Annotated in this window: 14 protein-coding genes; 6 read left to right on the top strand and 8 right to left on the bottom strand. The window is 71.5% G+C overall.

From position 1 onward, the window contains the following. The first annotated feature begins 9 nt into the window (after positions 1–9). A complete protein-coding gene (locus HBB12_RS15895) occupies positions 10–1,143 on the top strand; it encodes an HlyD family secretion protein (protein ID WP_236990239.1) in 1,134 nt (377 codons plus the stop codon). Beyond that, complete coding sequence (locus HBB12_RS15890) at positions 1,140–2,696, top strand: MDR family MFS transporter (protein WP_236990238.1); 1,557 nt, start codon at positions 1,140–1,142, stop codon at positions 2,694–2,696. Before HBB12_RS15895 ends, HBB12_RS15890 begins: the two co-directional genes overlap by 4 nt. A 10-nt stretch (positions 2,697–2,706) precedes the next feature. On the opposite strand, the gene gluQRS is transcribed toward HBB12_RS15890, so the two are convergent. Next, positions 2,707–3,540 (bottom strand): tRNA glutamyl-Q(34) synthetase GluQRS, encoded by an 834-nt coding sequence (gluQRS, locus tag HBB12_RS15885; RefSeq protein WP_236990237.1) that lies wholly within the window; start codon positions 3,538–3,540, stop codon positions 2,707–2,709. A 6-nt stretch (positions 3,541–3,546) separates the two neighbouring features. Here gluQRS and HBB12_RS15880 point away from each other — a divergent pair, with 6 nt between their 5' ends. Beyond that, on the top strand, positions 3,547–4,248 hold the full coding sequence (locus HBB12_RS15880; protein WP_236990236.1) for a DNA-3-methyladenine glycosylase family protein: 702 nt from the start codon (positions 3,547–3,549) through the stop codon (positions 4,246–4,248). Between the two features lie 51 nt (positions 4,249–4,299). Further along, positions 4,300–4,980 carry an alpha/beta hydrolase gene (locus HBB12_RS15875; RefSeq protein ID WP_236990235.1) on the top strand — a complete coding sequence of 227 codons (681 nt, stop codon included), beginning with the start codon at positions 4,300–4,302 and terminating at the stop codon, positions 4,978–4,980. Here the strand turns inward: HBB12_RS15875 and HBB12_RS15870 are convergent. After that, positions 4,977–5,759: an HpcH/HpaI aldolase family protein gene (locus HBB12_RS15870; protein ID WP_236992797.1), complete on the bottom strand. Its 783-nt coding sequence runs from the start codon at positions 5,757–5,759 to the stop codon at positions 4,977–4,979. The two genes, HBB12_RS15875 and HBB12_RS15870, sit on opposite strands and share 4 nt — an antisense overlap. Before the next feature lie 372 nt (positions 5,760–6,131). Between HBB12_RS15870 and purC the strand changes: the two genes are divergently transcribed. Beyond that, positions 6,132–6,926, top strand: a complete 795-nt coding sequence (gene purC / locus HBB12_RS15865) for a phosphoribosylaminoimidazolesuccinocarboxamide synthase (protein ID WP_063928401.1) — start codon at positions 6,132–6,134, stop codon at positions 6,924–6,926. A 318-nt stretch (positions 6,927–7,244) separates the two neighbouring features. Here the strand turns inward: purC and HBB12_RS15860 are convergent, their stop codons facing one another. From HBB12_RS15860 to HBB12_RS15845, 4 genes are read right to left on the bottom strand one after another with little or no spacing between them, the layout of a single operon-like run. Beyond that, positions 7,245–8,867, bottom strand: coding sequence for a glycosyltransferase family 2 protein (locus HBB12_RS15860; protein ID WP_236990234.1), 1,623 nt, complete (start codon positions 8,865–8,867; stop codon positions 7,245–7,247). After that, complete coding sequence (locus tag HBB12_RS15855; RefSeq protein WP_236990233.1) at positions 8,864–10,834, bottom strand: glycosyltransferase family 2 protein; 1,971 nt, start codon at positions 10,832–10,834, stop codon at positions 8,864–8,866. Before HBB12_RS15855 ends, HBB12_RS15860 begins: the two co-directional genes overlap by 4 nt. An 8-nt stretch (positions 10,835–10,842) precedes the next feature. Beyond that, positions 10,843–11,460, bottom strand: coding sequence for a hypothetical protein (locus HBB12_RS15850; RefSeq protein ID WP_236990232.1), 618 nt, complete (start codon positions 11,458–11,460; stop codon positions 10,843–10,845). A gap of 20 nt (positions 11,461–11,480) precedes the next feature. Beyond that, positions 11,481–11,984: an invasion associated locus B family protein gene (locus HBB12_RS15845; RefSeq protein WP_236992796.1), complete on the bottom strand. Its 504-nt coding sequence runs from the start codon at positions 11,982–11,984 to the stop codon at positions 11,481–11,483. A gap of 280 nt (positions 11,985–12,264) precedes the next feature. On the opposite strand from HBB12_RS15845, the gene HBB12_RS15840 reads away from it, so the two are divergent. Beyond that, positions 12,265–12,630 (top strand): hypothetical protein, encoded by a 366-nt coding sequence (locus tag HBB12_RS15840; RefSeq protein WP_236990231.1) that lies wholly within the window; start codon positions 12,265–12,267, stop codon positions 12,628–12,630. A 130-nt stretch (positions 12,631–12,760) separates the two neighbouring features. Here the strand turns inward: HBB12_RS15840 and HBB12_RS15835 are convergent, their stop codons facing one another. Together HBB12_RS15835 and HBB12_RS15830 are read right to left on the bottom strand one after the other, a co-directional pair. Continuing rightward, a complete protein-coding gene (locus tag HBB12_RS15835) occupies positions 12,761–13,504 on the bottom strand; it encodes a M48 family metallopeptidase (protein ID WP_236990230.1) in 744 nt (247 codons plus the stop codon). Between the two features lie 169 nt (positions 13,505–13,673). Then, a complete protein-coding gene (locus HBB12_RS15830; protein ID WP_236990229.1) occupies positions 13,674–14,945 on the bottom strand; it encodes a polyhydroxyalkanoate depolymerase in 1,272 nt (423 codons plus the stop codon). Positions 14,946–15,098: the final 153 nt, after the last annotated feature.

Below are 15,098 nucleotides of genomic sequence, written 5' to 3'. Positions count from 1 at the left end.
CCAGCCGCCATGCAGCAATCCCACGCCATCTCCCCGGTGCCGCTCAAGCGGCGCAAGGGCCGGCTGATCCTCGGCCTCGTCCTTCTCGCGGGTTTGAGCGGCGGCGGCACCTATGGCTGGCACTGGTGGACGACCGGGCGCTTCCTCGAGACGACCGAGGACGCCTATCTCCAGGCCGACAAGGTCACGGTCGCGCCCCGGATCGCCGGCACCATCGCCGCGGTGCTCGTCGGCGACAACCAGCCGGTCGAGGCCGGCACGGTACTGGCGCGCCTCGACGACCGCGAGTACCGGGTGGCGCTCAAGCAGGCCGAGGCCGACGTCGAGAAGGCGCGGGCCCAGATCCTCGGCACCGCCGCGGCGATCACCCAGGCCCAGGCGCAGGTGCAATCGGCGAAGGCCGAGATCGAGAACACCGAGGCCGGGCTCGACTTCTCGACCAAGGAATACGACCGCTACCGCAACCTGCTCCAGACCGGCTCCGGCACGGTGCAGCGCCAGCAGCAGGCCGATGCCGACCTGCGCCAGAAGCGGGCGGCGCGCGACAAGGCGGTGGCGTCGCTGGAAGCGTCCAGGAAGCAGGTCGAGAGCCTGAAGGCGCTGGAAGCGAGCGCCCGCGCCACCCTGGAGGGCGCCCAGGCCAAGGTCGAGCAGGCCCGGCTCAACCTCAGCTACGCGACCGTGACCGCGCCGATCGACGGCACGATCGGCGACCGCTCCCTGCGGGTCGGGCAGTTCGTCTCCGCCGGGACCGGGCTCCTGACCGTGGTGCCGATGGGCCGCGACATCTACCTGGTGGCGAACTTCAAGGAGACGCAGACCGGCCGCATGATCGAGGGCCAGCCGGTCACCTTCACGGTCGACGCGCTCGGCGAGCACGAATTCGGCGGCCGGATCGAGAGTTTCTCGCCCGGCACCGGCGCGCAATTCGCCCTGCTGCCGCCGGAGAACGCCACCGGCAACTTCACCAAGGTGGTGCAGCGGGTGCCGGTGCGCATCGCGCTCGACGGCGACGATCCCCTGCTCCCCCGCCTGCGCCCGGGCCTCTCGGTCGAGGCGACGGTGCATACCCACGGCGCGATCGAGGCGGGACACGGGCCGAGGCCGGCCACCGCTCTCGTCAGCGAGGCGCTGCCGCGATGAATCCGGAGACGAAGGCCAGTCCCCGCGACTGGCTCGCGGTGTTCGGCGCGATCCTGGGCGCCTTCACGGCGATCCTCGACATCCAGATCACCAACGCCTCGCTCGCCGACATCCAGGGCGCGCTCGGCGCCTCGACGGAAGAGGGCAGCTGGATCTCGACCGCCTACCTGATGGCCGAGATCATCGTGATCCCGCTCACCGGCTGGCTCTCCTCGGTGATCGGGCTGCGGCGCTATCTCGCCGTCAACACCATCCTGTTCACCGGCTTCTCGCTCGCCTGCGCGCTCTCGACCAACTTGAGCCAGATGATCCTGTTCCGGGCCGGCCAGGGCTTCACCGGCGGGGTGCTGATCCCGACGGCGATCGTGATCGTGCGGACCCGGCTGCCGAAGAGCCAGCAGGCCGTCGGCATCGCGCTGTTCGGGCTCACCGCCACCTTCGCGCCGGCGATCGGCCCGACGGTCGGCGGCTGGCTCACCGACAACCTGTCCTGGCACTACATCTTCTACCTGAACCTAATCTTCGGCCCCCTCGCCGCCGCGATCCAGCTCGGCGCCTTCGAATCGGTGCCGGCGCGCTGGGGCGAATTGCTGAAGGGCGACTGGATCGGCATCGGCCTGATGGCGACCGGCCTGCCGGCCCTGACCTTCGTGCTGGAGGAAGGCCAGCGCAAGGACTGGTTCGGCTCGCCCGTCATCGTCAAGGCGAGCCTTCTGGCGGTTCTCGGCATCGCCGGCTTCATCATCCGCGAGCTGACCGCCGAACGGCCCTTCATCAACCTCAGGGTGCTGGCCAACCGCTCGGTCGGCGGCGCCTGCATGCTGATGACCGTGCTCGGGGCGGTCTCGTTCGGCTCGATCTACATCATCCCGGTCTATTGCGCCCAGATTCAGGGCTACAACGCCGAGCAGATCGGCCACGTGGTGATGTGGTCGGGCCTGCCGCAGCTCGTGCTGTTCCCGATGATGCCGCTCATCATGCGGAAGGTCGACGCGCGGCTTCTCGTCGTCACCGGCACCCTGTTCTTCATCGCGAGCTGCTGGATCAATGTCGGGCTGACCCACGATGTCGGCGCCGACCAGCTGATCCTGCCGCAGCTGATGCGGGCGATCGGCCAGCCGCTCTTCACCATCCCGCTGTCGCAGCTCTCGACCGCCGGCCTGGCACCGCGGGACACGGCCGATGCCTCGGCCCTGTCCAACATGATGCGCAACCTCGGCGGCTCGATCGGCATCGCCATGCTGTCGACGATGATCGAGCGGCGCGAGCACATGCACTTCTCGGTTCTGGCCGAGGCGATCACCGTCAACGCCACCCGCACCCAGGAGCGCCTGGCGGCCCTGGCGGCGGGGCTGCACGGCCACATCGCCGATCCGCTGGCTGCCAAGGCCGCGGCGGTCGGAATGCTGGCGCAACAGGTGCGGCGCGAGGCCTATGTGATGGCCTACGCGGACGGGTTCTGGCTCGTTGGGGTGAGCCTGGTGCTCAGCCTCGCGGTCGTGGCGATCCTGAAGAAGCCGCCGCGGTCGGGGGGGCCGATCGAGGCGCATTGAACGGGCCGCCTCACGGCTCCCCGGCGAATCCGAGCCGCGCCCGCACCTCCCCCGGGCGCGTCCCGCGCTCGCGCAACGCCGCCAGCGCCTCGGAGCCCAGGCTCTTCGACAGCTTCTGCCCCGCCGCGTCGCGGATCAGGCCGTGATGGTGGTAGCGCGGGGTCGGCAGGCCGAGCAGGCGCTGGAGCAGCACGTGGAGATCGGTGGCGGCTTCGAGGTCCCGGCCGCGAACCACGTGGGTGATTCCTTGCGCGGCGTCGTCGAGCACCACGGCGAGGTGGTAGCTCGTCGGCACGTCCTTGCGGGCGAGGACCGCGTCGCCCCAGCGGGCCGGATCCGCAAACCGGATCGCGTCGGGCTCGCCCGGCGCGAAGGCGGTGTAGGTGTGAGGCCCGGGGCAGAGTGCCAGCGCCCGCGCACTGTCGAGGCGCCAGGCATGAGGCTCCTGCGGGACCGCCCTGCCCCGGCATGTGCCGGGATAGAGCGGCGCCCCGTCCGGATCGCGGGCCTCGCCCGACGCCGCCTGGATCTCCCGCCGGGTACAGGTGCAGGGATAGACGAGGCCCCGCGCCCGAAGATCGTCGAGGGCGGCGCGGTAGGTGGACATCCGGGCCGACTGGCGCCAGACCGGGTCCGGGAAGCTGAGGCCGAGCCAGGCGAGGTCGTCGATCAGGCCGTTCGTCAGTTCCGGCCGGCAGCGGAGCGGGTCGATGTCCTCGATGCGCAGCAGCAGATCACCGTGCAGCGCCCGGGCGAACTGCGCGTTGAGGAGGGCCGAATAGGCGTGGCCGAGATGCAGGCGCCCGTTCGGGCTCGGGGCGAAGCGCAGGCGGGGAGACGGCACGGCGGCATGCGGACGAAGACAGATCCTCACGCCATAAGCCCGCCCGAGGCCGGCGTCACCGGCCCGCTGCTCGATTCCGAGGCCGCCCTGCGCGAGGGGACGGCGGCGCTGGCGGCGCGCGATCCGGTGATGGCGCGGCTGGTGGCGCAAGGCGCGCAACCGGTCTTGCGCAAGCGCGCGCCCGGCTTCGAGGGGCTCGCCGGCATCGTGGTGGGACAGCAGATCTCGACCGCCGCTGCCTCGGCGATCTGGGGCCGGCTGACCGCCGGCCTGCCGGACCTCACCGCCGAGACCCTGACGGAGGCGCCGGACGAGATGTTGCGCGGGGCCGGCCTGTCGGCGCCGAAGATCCGCACCTTGAGGGCGGCGGCGGAGGCGGTCATCGGTGGCGCCCTGCCCCTCGATACCCTGCACGCGCGTTCGGCCGACGAGGCCCACCGACTGATGGTGGCGGTGCACGGCATCGGGCCCTGGACGGCGGATGTCTACCTGCTGTTCTGCCTCGGCCATCCCGACGCGTTCCCCGCCGGGGATCTCGCCCTTCAGGAAGCGGCGCGCCTCGCCGACGGCCTGGAGACCCGGCCGAACCCTGCGGCCCTCATAGCCCGGGCCGAGGCGTGGCGGCCCTGGCGCGGGGTCGCCGCCAAGGTGCTGTGGTCCTATTACCGGGTGGCGAAAGCGCGCGACGGCGCGCCCCTTCCCTCGTAGATCGCGCGACGGCGCGCCCCTTCCGTCCTGAGCCGCATGGAGCCCGACCCGATGCCGATCCTCACCGGCCCGCGCCTGATGCCCCGCTCGGGGGCGAAGCCGCGCCAGCTCGTCGTCCTGCTGCACGGCTTCGGCGCCGACGGTAACGACCTGATCGACCTCGCCCAGGAATGGCAGCCGCTCCTGCCCGACGCCGCCTTCGTGGCGCCGCACGCGCCCGAGCCCTGCATCCAGGGTTTCGGCCGGCAATGGTTCTCCCTCACCTTCCGCGATCCGCACGAGCGCTGGCGCGGGGTGAACCGGGCCGGCCCGACGCTGGATGCCTTCCTCGATGCTGAGCTCGAGGCCCTGGGGTTGGGGCCGCACCAATTGGCGCTGGTGGGGTTCAGCCAGGGCTGCATGATGGCCCTGCACGTCGCCTTGCGCAGGCCCGCCCCGGTGGCGGCGGTCGTCGGCCTGTCCGGCATGCTGGTGATGGAGGAGGGCCAGGGGCCCGAGAGCCTGAAGCCGCAGGTCCGGGCGGTGCCGCCGGTCCTCCTCGCCCATGGCGACCAGGACGAGGTGATTCCGGTCGACGCGATGTTCCTCTCCGCGGAAGCCCTGGCGGCGGCCGACGTGCCGGCGGAGTGGCATCTCTCCGCCGGGATCGGCCACGGCATCGACGACGGCGCCCTGCACCATGCCGGGCACTTCCTCGCCGCGGGCTTCGCCCGGGCGGCGCGGCGCGTTTAGCCCCGCGCCTCCTTCAGCGCCGCCGCAGCACCGGCCCGCAGCAGGGCGCCGTCGCCCGAGAGCGCGATCAGGTCGAAGCCCTCGGCGATCAGCTCTCGGGTGCGCGGGCCGGACAGGGAGTAGATGCCGATCCGCTTGCCCGCCGCCCGGGTGCGCGCCATGGCGTGCTTGAGCGCGTCGCGCACCGCCGCGCCGTCGGGGTCGAGGCCGGCGCCGTTCGACAGCGCGATCGAGAGGTCGGAGGGGCCGATGAAGATGCCGTCGATCCCGTCCACCGCGAGGATGTCGTCGAGGGCGGCGAGCGCCTCCTTGGTCTCGATCATCGCCAGCGTCTGGCAGAAGCCGTTGGCCTCCTTGAGGTAGGTCTCAGGGGAAAGGCCCGACAGCATCAGGGCCGGGGCCGGGCCCCAGCTGCGCTCGCCGAGGGGCGGGTACTTGGCCATGGCCGCGAAGCGCTTCGCATCCTCCACGGTGTTGACCATCGGGGCGATGATCCCGGAGATACCGGCATCGAGCAGGCGCGACACGGTAGCGAAGCCGCCGACCGGGACCCGCGCCAGGGTCGGCTTGCCGCGGGCCGCGACCAGCGCGACGGTTCGGCTGATGCTGTCGAAGTCGTGGGCGCCGTGCTGCATGTCGAGCGTCACGGTGTCGAACGCCTCGGCGGCGAGCAGCCCCGCGACCGAGGGCTCGGGAATGCCGCACCAGGCGGTGATCAGCGGCTTGCCCTCGCGGAACCGTGCCGCCAGCGCCGCCACCGCGCCGCCCCGTTCCGCCATCGCTCGTTCCGCCATCGTGATCCCTCCCGGATCGGCCGCCGGTTCCCGTGCGGCTCGTACCCGGAGCTTAGGTCAGGCCGGAGGCCTCCGTCGAGGCACGCAAGCCCCCGTCCGCGACATGCCGCCCCTTCCCGCCACGCTTGCAACTTCGTCACTCGATGAGCATATGGGCGCGACCAACGACCGCAATCCATCGCAGCGGCGTCCGGGCTCTCCCCGGCGCACAGGCTAACGCGTTGTGCTGCCTTCGCGGTTCGGGTAATTTGCCCCCGGCCGCCGGGACGCCCGGAGCGACGCGTCCCCCGGCCCGACCTCCTTACCTCAGAGGTCGCCGCGCCGCGGGTCCCACACGTCGTCAGGAGCCTCGGCCCCATGGACTTCCTCAAACCACGGTACACGCCTATGAACCGCCGCCGTCGCATCTACGAGGGCAAGGCGAAGGTCCTCTACGAGGGTCCCGAGCCCGGCACGCTCATCCAGCATTTCAAGGACGACGCGACCGCCTTCAACGCCAAGAAGCACGAGGTGATCGACGGCAAGGGCGTGCTGAACAACCGGATCTCCGAATTCGTGTTCCAGCACCTCAACGACATCGGCGTGCCGACGCACTTCATCCGCCGGCTGAACATGCGCGAGCAGCTGATCCGCGAGGTCGAGATCATCCCGCTCGAGGTGGTGGTGCGCAACGTGGCGGCGGGCTCGCTGGCAACGCGGCTGGGCCTCGAAGAGGGCACCCAGCTCCCGCGCTCGATCATCGAGTTCTACTACAAGAACGACCAGCTCAACGACCCGATGGTGTCGGAGGAGCACATCACCGCCTTCGGCTGGGCGACGCCGCAGGAGATCGACGACATCATGGCGCTGGCCATCCGGGTCAACGACTTCATGTCGGGTCTCTTCCTCGGCGTCGGCATCCGCCTCGTCGACTTCAAGATGGAGACCGGCCGGCTCTGGGAAGGCGACATGATGCGCATCGTCGTCGCCGACGAAATCTCTCCGGATTCCTGCCGCCTCTGGGACATCAAGAGCCAGGACAAGCTCGACAAGGACCGCTTCCGCAAGGATCTCGGCGGCCTGATCGAGGCCTATACCGAGGTGGCCCGCCGCCTCGGCATCCTGGGCGAGAACGAGAAGGTGCAGACCGGCGGACCGCGCCTGGTGCAGTGACGCAAGGCCGGCTGACGCCGGATTGGGATCGAGGGCGGGGCCGCTTCCGGGAGGGGGCGGCCCCGTCGTCGTTTCAAAGGCTGGAGTCGTAAAACCAGAGGTATCACAAAATAGAGCGCATCCCCCTCTCCCGCGTGGGAGAGGGGTTAGGGGTGAGGGTGGCGCGCTTCAGTGTAAAGCGCTGAGCGTGGTGCTGGCAGCGGAACGGTCAGTGCTTCACTCGGCAGCGTGTCACCCTCACCTCCTACCCCTCTCCCACTCGGGAGAGGGGATCCCGCGACTTTCTGAAATCAGGTATAACCTCACGGGGGTAGAGCCTCAGCGCAAAGCTGCCGCCTCCCAGGCCCTGAGCCGCACATACGTCCCCACCCGCGGATCGAAGCCGGGATGGTACCAGGGATCGGCATCGAGCCGCGCGCCCCACCGCGCCCGCAACGCCGCCACCTCGGCTTCGTGGCGGCTGCGGGCCTCCGGATTCCAGCGCCGGCTCGCCGCCTCGTGGTGATAGAGCACGGCGCCCGGCACCACCAGGGTCCGGTACCCCGCCGCCTCCAGGCGCAGGCAGAGATCGACGTCGTTGAAATCGACCGCGAAGGTGGTCTCGTCGAACCCGGCGACCGCCCGGAATTTGTCGGCCTCCACCGCCAGGCAGGCCGCCGTCACCGCCGAGACCCGGTGCGTCGCCCGCAAGGAGGCGAGATAGCCCGGCGCCGTGCCGGGGAAGTGGCGGTGGGCGTGGGTGACGAGGCCGCCGGTGCCGAGCACGATGCCGCAATGCTGGATGCGCTCGCGCACGTCGAGGAGCTTCGCGCCGACCGCGCCGATCTCCGGTCGCAGGGCCTCCTCGGCCATCCGCCGCAGCCAGTCGGGCCGGTGGGCCACCACGTCGTTGTTGACGAAGACCAGGAGCCCGCCGCGCGCCTCGTCGGCGGCCCGGTTGTTCATCGCGGCGAAGTTGAACGGGCCGGGGCAGGGCAGCACCCGCACGCCCTCCCCCTCCAGGCGCCGGAAATAGGCGAGCGTGCGCGGATGGCGGCTGTCGTTGTCGCAGACGATGATCTCGAGGGCCGGCCAGTCGGTCTGGGCCCGGATGCTCTCGATGCAGGCCTGCAGCAGCTCGACCCGGTCGCGGGTCGGGATGATGAGGCTGGCGAGCGGCGGCGTGGGCAGGTCGCGGCGCAGGGCCTGGATCCCGCCCCTCGCCTCGACGTGGCCGGCCCCCGCGAGGTGCCGCTCGGCGAGCGTCCGGCGCGATCGGGCCCAGCCCTCGGGTGGCGTGGCCGCGAAGGGCGACCAGGTCGAGAGCAGGCGCGGCAGATGGCGGATCGCCTGCGGGTTTTCGGCCGCGAGCCGCAGCAGCAGGTCGGCGACCTCGGCGCCCGGCAAGGCGGGATCGAGCCCGAGCCGGTCCAGCACCGGCCGGCGGACAGCGACCACCGGGCCGATCGGGTCGGCGGCGAGCAGGTAGTCGGGGTCGAAGGCCGGCCGCAGGACCGGCAGCCGCGGCTCGCCCCTGCCTCCGAGCACCACGGCGTCGCCGTAGAGGGCGCCGAGGCCGGGATCGGCCGTGAATGCCGCGGCGATGGCGTCGAGGGCGCCCGGCACGAGCCGGTGGCCCGGCGCCGTCAGCACGACGAGGGCGGCCGGGGCGGCGGCGCCCGACAGGATCTCGGCCGGGGTGGCGACGCGTAAGCCCGGCACCGCCCCGGCCTCGCCCGCCGGGAGCGGCGGCGGCCGGAAGGCGTGGCGGGCGCCCCACAGGATCGCGGCGCGGTCGCGGGCCCGTACCCGCTTGCCCGCGAGGAGCGCCCGGGCGACGTCCCAGGCCTCGCCCGGGCGCGTCAGAGCCCAAAGAAGCCGGGCGAGCCAGCGCCGGGCGGGCCCGGGCTGTCGGTCCGCGAAGCGCAGGATGTCGAAGGCCGGGTGAGGCGGCAGCCTCATTCCAGCTCCTCCCCGAAGGTCGTGACCGAGAAGGCCGGGTGGTAATACGGGTCGTCCCGGATCACCGGGCGCCAGCGCGCGGCGAAACGCTCGCCTTCCGCTTCGAACCGGGCCCGGGCCGCGCCGACGCTGGGCCCTCGGCTGACCGATTCGTGGTGCGCGAGCACGGCCCTCGGGGTCCAGACCGATCGCCAGCCCCGGGCGGAAAGCCGCAGGCAGAGGTCGATGTCGTTGAAATCGACCGGAAACGCCTCGGCATCGAGCCCGCCGACCGCCTCGAACTTGTGCCGCGCCACCGCCAGGCAAGCGGCAGTGACTCCCGCGACCTCGTGCGCGACGGTGAGCCGGCCGAGATGGCCCGGCGTGTCGGCGGGGCGGTTGCGCAGGATGTGCCCGGCCCGGCCGCCGAGCCCGACCACGACCCCGGCATGCTGGATCCGGCCGTTTCCGAACAGGAGCTTCGCTCCGACCGCGCCGACCTCCGGCCGGACGGCCTGACGCACCATCGCGGAGAGCCAGTCCGGGTGCAGCACCTCGACGTCGTTGTTGAGGAGCACCAGGACCTCGCCGCGGCTCGCGCTCGCACCGTCATTGACGAGGCGCGAGAAGTTGAACGGACCCGGCCGGTCGAGGCGGCGCACCCGCGGATCGGCGTCCCATTCGGCGTAGAGGGCGGCGACCGCCGGATCGGTCGAGCCGTTATCGACGATGACGAGTTCGAGATTCGGAAAGGCGGTGTCGTGCAGCACGCCCTTCACCGCGACGCGCAGCAATTCCGGCCGGTCGCGGGTCGGGACGATGATCGAGACCGGGGGCGGCGGGTCGGGCAGCGGCCAGTCGAGATCGAGGATGTCGCCGGTCCGCACCATCGCCGCGGGCGAGCCGGCTCGGCGCAGGGCCCACGACAGGTCGGCGGCGTGGCCGTCGCGATCCGGCACCTCGGGCGCGGTGCGGCAGAGGATGCGGGGGATGCGCCGGACGCGCTCCGGCCCCGCCAGGGTCGCGGCGAGGAGGAGCGCGCGCGCGCCCTGCCCCGGCGCCCAGCCGCTGCGCGCGACGAGTCCCGCCGCCACCAGGAGCGGCCGCCCGGGATAGAGCGTGGTCAGGGCGAGGTCCGGGCTCCAGCCCGGCTTGAGATGCGGGCGCAGGCCCTCGGGCGTGTCGGCCTCGCTGTCGGCATGGGCGAGGTCGGCGGGCTCCGGCCCGGCGAAGGCGGCGGCGAGATGGGCGAGCGCATCGGGCGCGAGGGCATCGCCGGGACGCAGGAACCCGATCGCCGCTCCCTCCGGCAGGGCGTCGGTGGAGATCCGCGGATCGCCGGGGAGGGCGGCGGGCGGCGGGCCCTGCCAGTGCAGAGCGAGGCGCCAGTCGCGGTGGCCCTGCGCCAGCAGGGTCGCGAGGGTGCGCCGGACCGCCTCCTCGTCCCCCGGCCCCGCCTCCAGGATCAGGCCGAGGCCCGGCAGCCCAGGCGGCACCCGGTCGAAGGCGGGCTCGAAGGGCCGGGCATGCTCGGCCTTCCAGGCCGGGTATTGCGCAAGCGGCCTTACGCAGGCGGCGATGCGCAGGGTGTTGCGCAGGCGGCGCGCGTCGCGGCGCAGCCATTGATAGAGCGCGACCGGCAGCTTGTCCGGCCGGCGGCGGGCTCCGATCGCCAGCACGGCCGCCCGGGAGAGGAGCCGCGCCGCCTCGATCCGGAACCCTTCCACTGGGGCGGCGAGCAGGATGTCCGCGGTGCCGGGCGGCACCGGCCCGAGCCAGGAAGCGCGCCCGAGCACCGGGCCGGGCAGCAGCGCATCCTCGTGCGTGCCGTCGGATCGCGAGAAGCGCAGAAGCGGGCGCACGGGCGCGGCGAAGCGGTCGAGGGCATAATCGAGGGCGAGCCAGCGGCCGGCCGTCGGCCGCTCGAAGACCAGGGCGCGGGAAAAATCCGGATCGTCCGGGCGGGGGGCGAGGCGCCAGTTCGCCACCCGGGCGGTCAACCGTCGGCCGGGGCTGAGGCAGCGGGCTTGCGCCGGGGCGCCCGCCCGGGTTTCGGCGAGCTGCCTAGGCCGACCTCGATCTCGAAGTCGCGCGCGAGGTTGGCCGGGACGGAGATCCCGTCCTCCACCACCGTGAAGCTGCCGCTGGCCTGGCCCGCGGGGATCGTCGCGGAGCCCTGGCGGCTGCGCCGGGCGATGATCTGGGTGCCGTTCTTCACCGTGACGGTCACGGGAGCGTTGAAGCGGCCGGGCGCGCCGCCGGGCCCGAGCAGGACCATGCCCTGCACGCCGATGGAGACGATCGTGCCGCCGTTCGGCCCGGGCTGGCAGGAGCGGCTGAGCTGGCCGAGGCGAATCTGCGTCCGCACCGTGCCGCCCGCCATGGTCTGCAGCGAGGAACCGCCCTCGGCCACGTCGATGATCGGGCAGTAGACGTCGTCGGGGCTGGGCGGCGCCTCGGGCGGCTTGGTGGTGCCGCCGTACTTGAAGATGTTGACGAAGGGGTTGCCCTCGTCCGGCGGCGCCGCATTCTGCGCCTGCGCCGGGGCGGCGAGCACGCCCGCCATCAGGGCGAGGCCCAGGGTGGCGAGGCCGCGGAGACAACGAGCCGTCACAATCCTCTCCCGATCGTCGATCACTTCAGGCTGTCGAAGCCTTCCTTGAACCCCTTGAGGGACAGTGGAATGCCCACTCCTTCCTCGGGCGTCTGGAAGACGATGAAGGTGGCCTGCTGGCCGCTCTTGAGCTGGTTGATGAGCTTGTCGTCCATCACCACCTCGGCGACGCAGCCGGTGGAGAGGCAGCGCACGAACGAGGTGCGGCCGATCTCCGCCTGGTCGACCTTCAGGCCGAGGCCGGAGGGCAGGAGCACGCCGAGCGGCGCCACCACCCGCAGCAGGGTGCCGCGGTTGTCGGCGGTCTTCAGCACGATCACCACCAGGGACAGGTTCGGCCGGTCCTCGGCGGCGACGTACTGCACCAGGGCGCATTGCTCGGCCTTGGCGCCGGCGGGCGTCTCGCAGCGCAGCTGCCAGTCGTCGAAGGTCTGCTTGACCGCGCCCTGCGCCAGGGCGGCACCGGCCGGCAGTCCGAGAGCGAGTCCGAGTCCGAGGGCGGCGGCCCGCACCCGGCGTCCGATCCGTCGCAATCTGTCTCCCACGCCGTTCACCGCTCCGCTGCCCCGGCCATCCGCCGGCCCGGGGGCGTTCCGACCACGGGGCCGGGATGCTGTCAAGCCGAGGCGCCCTCCCGTGATCGGGAACCCGTGCCGCCGAACCGGCTTAGCTTGATGATCGAGCCGGGCCGCGTCCGGGGCCGTATGCCGTTAGTGGTTGCGCATGGTTTTACGGTTCATATCGGATCGACCGACCCGGATCAGCCCCGCCCCGCTCGCGAGAGCCGCCCGAGAACCGACGACCATGAGACTCGCCGCCACCTCCCTCGCCTTCCTGGTCCTGGCCGCCGGATATGCCGAAGCCCAGTCGCTGCCGATCGGCGAGACCACCTATGTCGAGCGCTCGCTCAATCGGGATGCGACGCTGACGATCGAGCACCCGCCGGTGCCCCGCAACCCGCGCGGGCGCCGGGCCTCGCGCTCGGCCGAGATTGCCGGGTTCTGCCGCGACGGCGGGATCATCCGGCGCCGGGGCGAGAACGGCGAGGTCATCCTGCGTCAGCGCGAGAATTGCGACAGCATCGCGCCCCGCACCCTCAATCCCGGCCACGTCGATCCGCGCCCGGCCTGGCCGGCGGAGCGTGTGGTGGTGGTGCGCACCAAGGGCTGAGCGGCAGAACTGTTTTGATCACGACAGAATGAACACCCTCCGGGTCATTCCGGGCTCCGCTTCGCGGCTCCGGAATGACCCGGAGGGTTTGAGATTTTGCAGGGCCCATCGAAACAGGCTCTCGGCCCGATCAACCGTAGCGGTGCAACTCCGTGCCGTGCCGCTTCAGCCAGGTCTCGGGCTCGTCGTAGCCCGGGGAGAGTTTTTTCACGACGCGCCAGAACCGGTCCGAGTGGTTCATCTCGGCGAGGTGCGCGACCTCGTGCGCGGCCAGATAGTCGAGCACCGTCGGTGGCGCCATGATGAGGCGCCAGGAAAAATTCAGGTGGCCGGCGGCGGAGCACGAGCCCCAGCGGCTGCGGGTGTCGCGCACGGTCAGGCGCTTCGGCGTCCGGCCGAGCGCCCCGGCATGACGCGCCACCGCTTCGCCGAGGTCGCGACGCGCCTCGGCCTCCAGGAAGTCCCGCACCCGGCGCGCCACGTGGGGCAGGCCGCAGGAGACCGCGATCACCGGCGTGCCGTCCGGCTCCGTCGTGGCCAAGGTCGCACCGGAGGTGGTCGACCAATGCAGGATGCGGTGGGGTACGCCGCGCAGCGGCACCGTCGCGCCCGGTACGAAGGCGATGCGTTCCGGAAGCTTCGCCACCCGGGTGGCGATCCAGGCACCGTGCGAATCGGCGAAGCGTTGCGCGGCGGCGAGGTCGGTGCGCTCCGGCAGCGTGAGCACGATCTCGCCGGTGGCGCTCGACACCCGCAGGGTTATGCGCCGCGCCGCCGCGCGGCGGCGCACGGTGACCGGGTAGCAGGTGCCGGCGTGGATGACGGTGACGTGGGTGGGTTCGGGCGCCGAACGGCGAAGGAGCGCGACTCGCATGCCACCCTTGTACCCGGGAGACCCGGAGCCTGTCAGCGTCCCGGTTCGCCGCGCGAGGCCGAGGAAGCCTGCGAACCAGGCGCGCAGGCGACGCATCGGCGACGTCGTCATGGTGAAAGGGGTGATGGCAGAGGGCCGGCGCCGCCGAGGCGGCGCCGGACGGGGAGGATCAGGAGGCCTCGCGCAAGTCGGCGAGGGCCTGCGTGCCCTGCATCTCGTGCATGAAGGCGGAAATGCGCGGCGCGATATTGGCCCGGAAGCGCGAGCCGTTGAATACGCCGTAATGGCCGACACCCTGCTGCAGGTGGTAGAGCTTGCGCTCTGCGCCCAGGTTCGGCGTCAGGTCGAGGGCCGCGAGCGTCTGGCCGACGCCGGAGATGTCGTCCTTCTCGCCCTCCACCGCCATGATGGCGCAGTGGCGGATCGCGGTCGGATCGACCGGCTTGTCGCGGTGGCGCATCGTGCCCTTCGGCAGGGCGTGCTCGACGAAGACGGTGTTGACGGTCTGGAGGTAGAACTCCGCCGTCAGGTCCATCACCGACAGGTACTCGTCGTAGAACTCGCGATGCTTCTCGGCCGAGTCGCCGTCGTCGCGCACCAGGTGCTTGAACATGTCCCAATGCGCCGTCAGGTGACGGTCGAGGTTCATGCCCATGAAGCCGGAGAGCTGGAAGAAGCCCGGATAGACCTCGCGCCAGGTGCCGGGATAGCCCGGGGGCACCACGGTGATGCAGTTGCGCTTGAACCAGTCCGAGCCGCGCTCGGCGGCGAGGCAGTTCACGGCGGTGGGCGAGCGGCGGGTGTCGATCGGGCCGCCCATCAGGGTCATCGAGGTCGGCACGCCCGGCATGCCCTCGGCCTCCATCCGGGCGACGGCGGCGAAGACCGGCACCGAGGGCTGGCACACCGCGATCACGTGCAGGTCCGGCCCCAGGGCCTGGAACATCTCGATCAGGTAGTCGATGTAATCGTCGAGGTCGAAGCGGCCGGCCTCGAGCGGCACCATGCGGGCATCGATCCAGTCGGTGATCATCACCTCGTGGGCGGGCAGCATCGCCTCGACGGTGCCGCGCAGCAGGGTCGCGTAGTGGCCCGACATCGGCGCCACCACCAGCACCTTCGGCTGGGCCTGGGTCGTCGGGCGCTTCAGGGCGCGGTCGAACTTGATCACCTGGCAGAACGGCTTCGACCACACGACCCGCTCGGTCACGTCCGTCACCATGCCCTCGACCACCGTGCGGGGCAGGTTGAAGGCCGGCTTGCCGTAGCGCCGCGTCGTGCGCTCGAACATCTCGCAGGCCGCCGACACGGTCCGGCCGTAGGGCGTGTAGGTGATCGGGTTGACGGGATTCTTGAACACGAGCTGCGTGGCGTCGGCGGCCGCTCGGGCAGGCGTCAACATCCAGTGCGCGGCTTCATACCAGAAATACGAGAGATCCATGACGCCACCGTCCACGATTGACCCAGGGGCGCGCGCACCGCCCGCCGGGAGACGCCTGTCCCGATTGGGAGCCAGGACAATAGAGGTCCGATATTGAAGGGCAACACTTACGGAAATCCAAGGTGTCAAAAGGTGGAACCGTGTCCTTTTTAC

Source organism: Methylobacterium sp. SyP6R, from assembly GCF_019216885.1.
Taxonomy (GTDB): Bacteria; Pseudomonadota; Alphaproteobacteria; order Rhizobiales; family Beijerinckiaceae; genus Methylobacterium.
The sequence above is the reverse complement of the archived record's forward strand: the minus strand, read 5'-3'. Positions and strand labels throughout refer to the sequence as shown.

What these genes read in the sequence shown, in the direction of transcription:
- HBB12_RS15895 (WP_236990239.1), top strand. Translation starts at nt 10, where the DNA reads ATGCAGCAATCCCACGCCATCTCCCCGGTGCCGCTCAAGCGGCGCAAG.
- HBB12_RS15860 (WP_236990234.1), bottom strand. Translation starts at nt 8,867, where the DNA reads ATGAGGCTGCCGCCTCACCCGGCCTTCGACATCCTGCGCTTCGCGGAC.
- HBB12_RS15870 (WP_236992797.1), bottom strand. Translation starts at nt 5,759, where the DNA reads ATGGCGGAACGGGGCGGCGCGGTGGCGGCGCTGGCGGCACGGTTCCGC.
- HBB12_RS15835 (WP_236990230.1), bottom strand. Translation starts at nt 13,504, where the DNA reads ATGCGAGTCGCGCTCCTTCGCCGTTCGGCGCCCGAACCCACCCACGTC.
- HBB12_RS15880 (WP_236990236.1), top strand. Translation starts at nt 3,547, where the DNA reads ATGCGGACGAAGACAGATCCTCACGCCATAAGCCCGCCCGAGGCCGGC.
- purC (WP_063928401.1), top strand. Translation starts at nt 6,132, where the DNA reads ATGGACTTCCTCAAACCACGGTACACGCCTATGAACCGCCGCCGTCGC.
- HBB12_RS15840 (WP_236990231.1), top strand. Translation starts at nt 12,265, where the DNA reads ATGAGACTCGCCGCCACCTCCCTCGCCTTCCTGGTCCTGGCCGCCGGA.
- HBB12_RS15890 (WP_236990238.1), top strand. Translation starts at nt 1,140, where the DNA reads ATGAATCCGGAGACGAAGGCCAGTCCCCGCGACTGGCTCGCGGTGTTC.
- HBB12_RS15830 (WP_236990229.1), bottom strand. Translation starts at nt 14,945, where the DNA reads ATGGATCTCTCGTATTTCTGGTATGAAGCCGCGCACTGGATGTTGACG.
- HBB12_RS15875 (WP_236990235.1), top strand. Translation starts at nt 4,300, where the DNA reads ATGCCGATCCTCACCGGCCCGCGCCTGATGCCCCGCTCGGGGGCGAAG.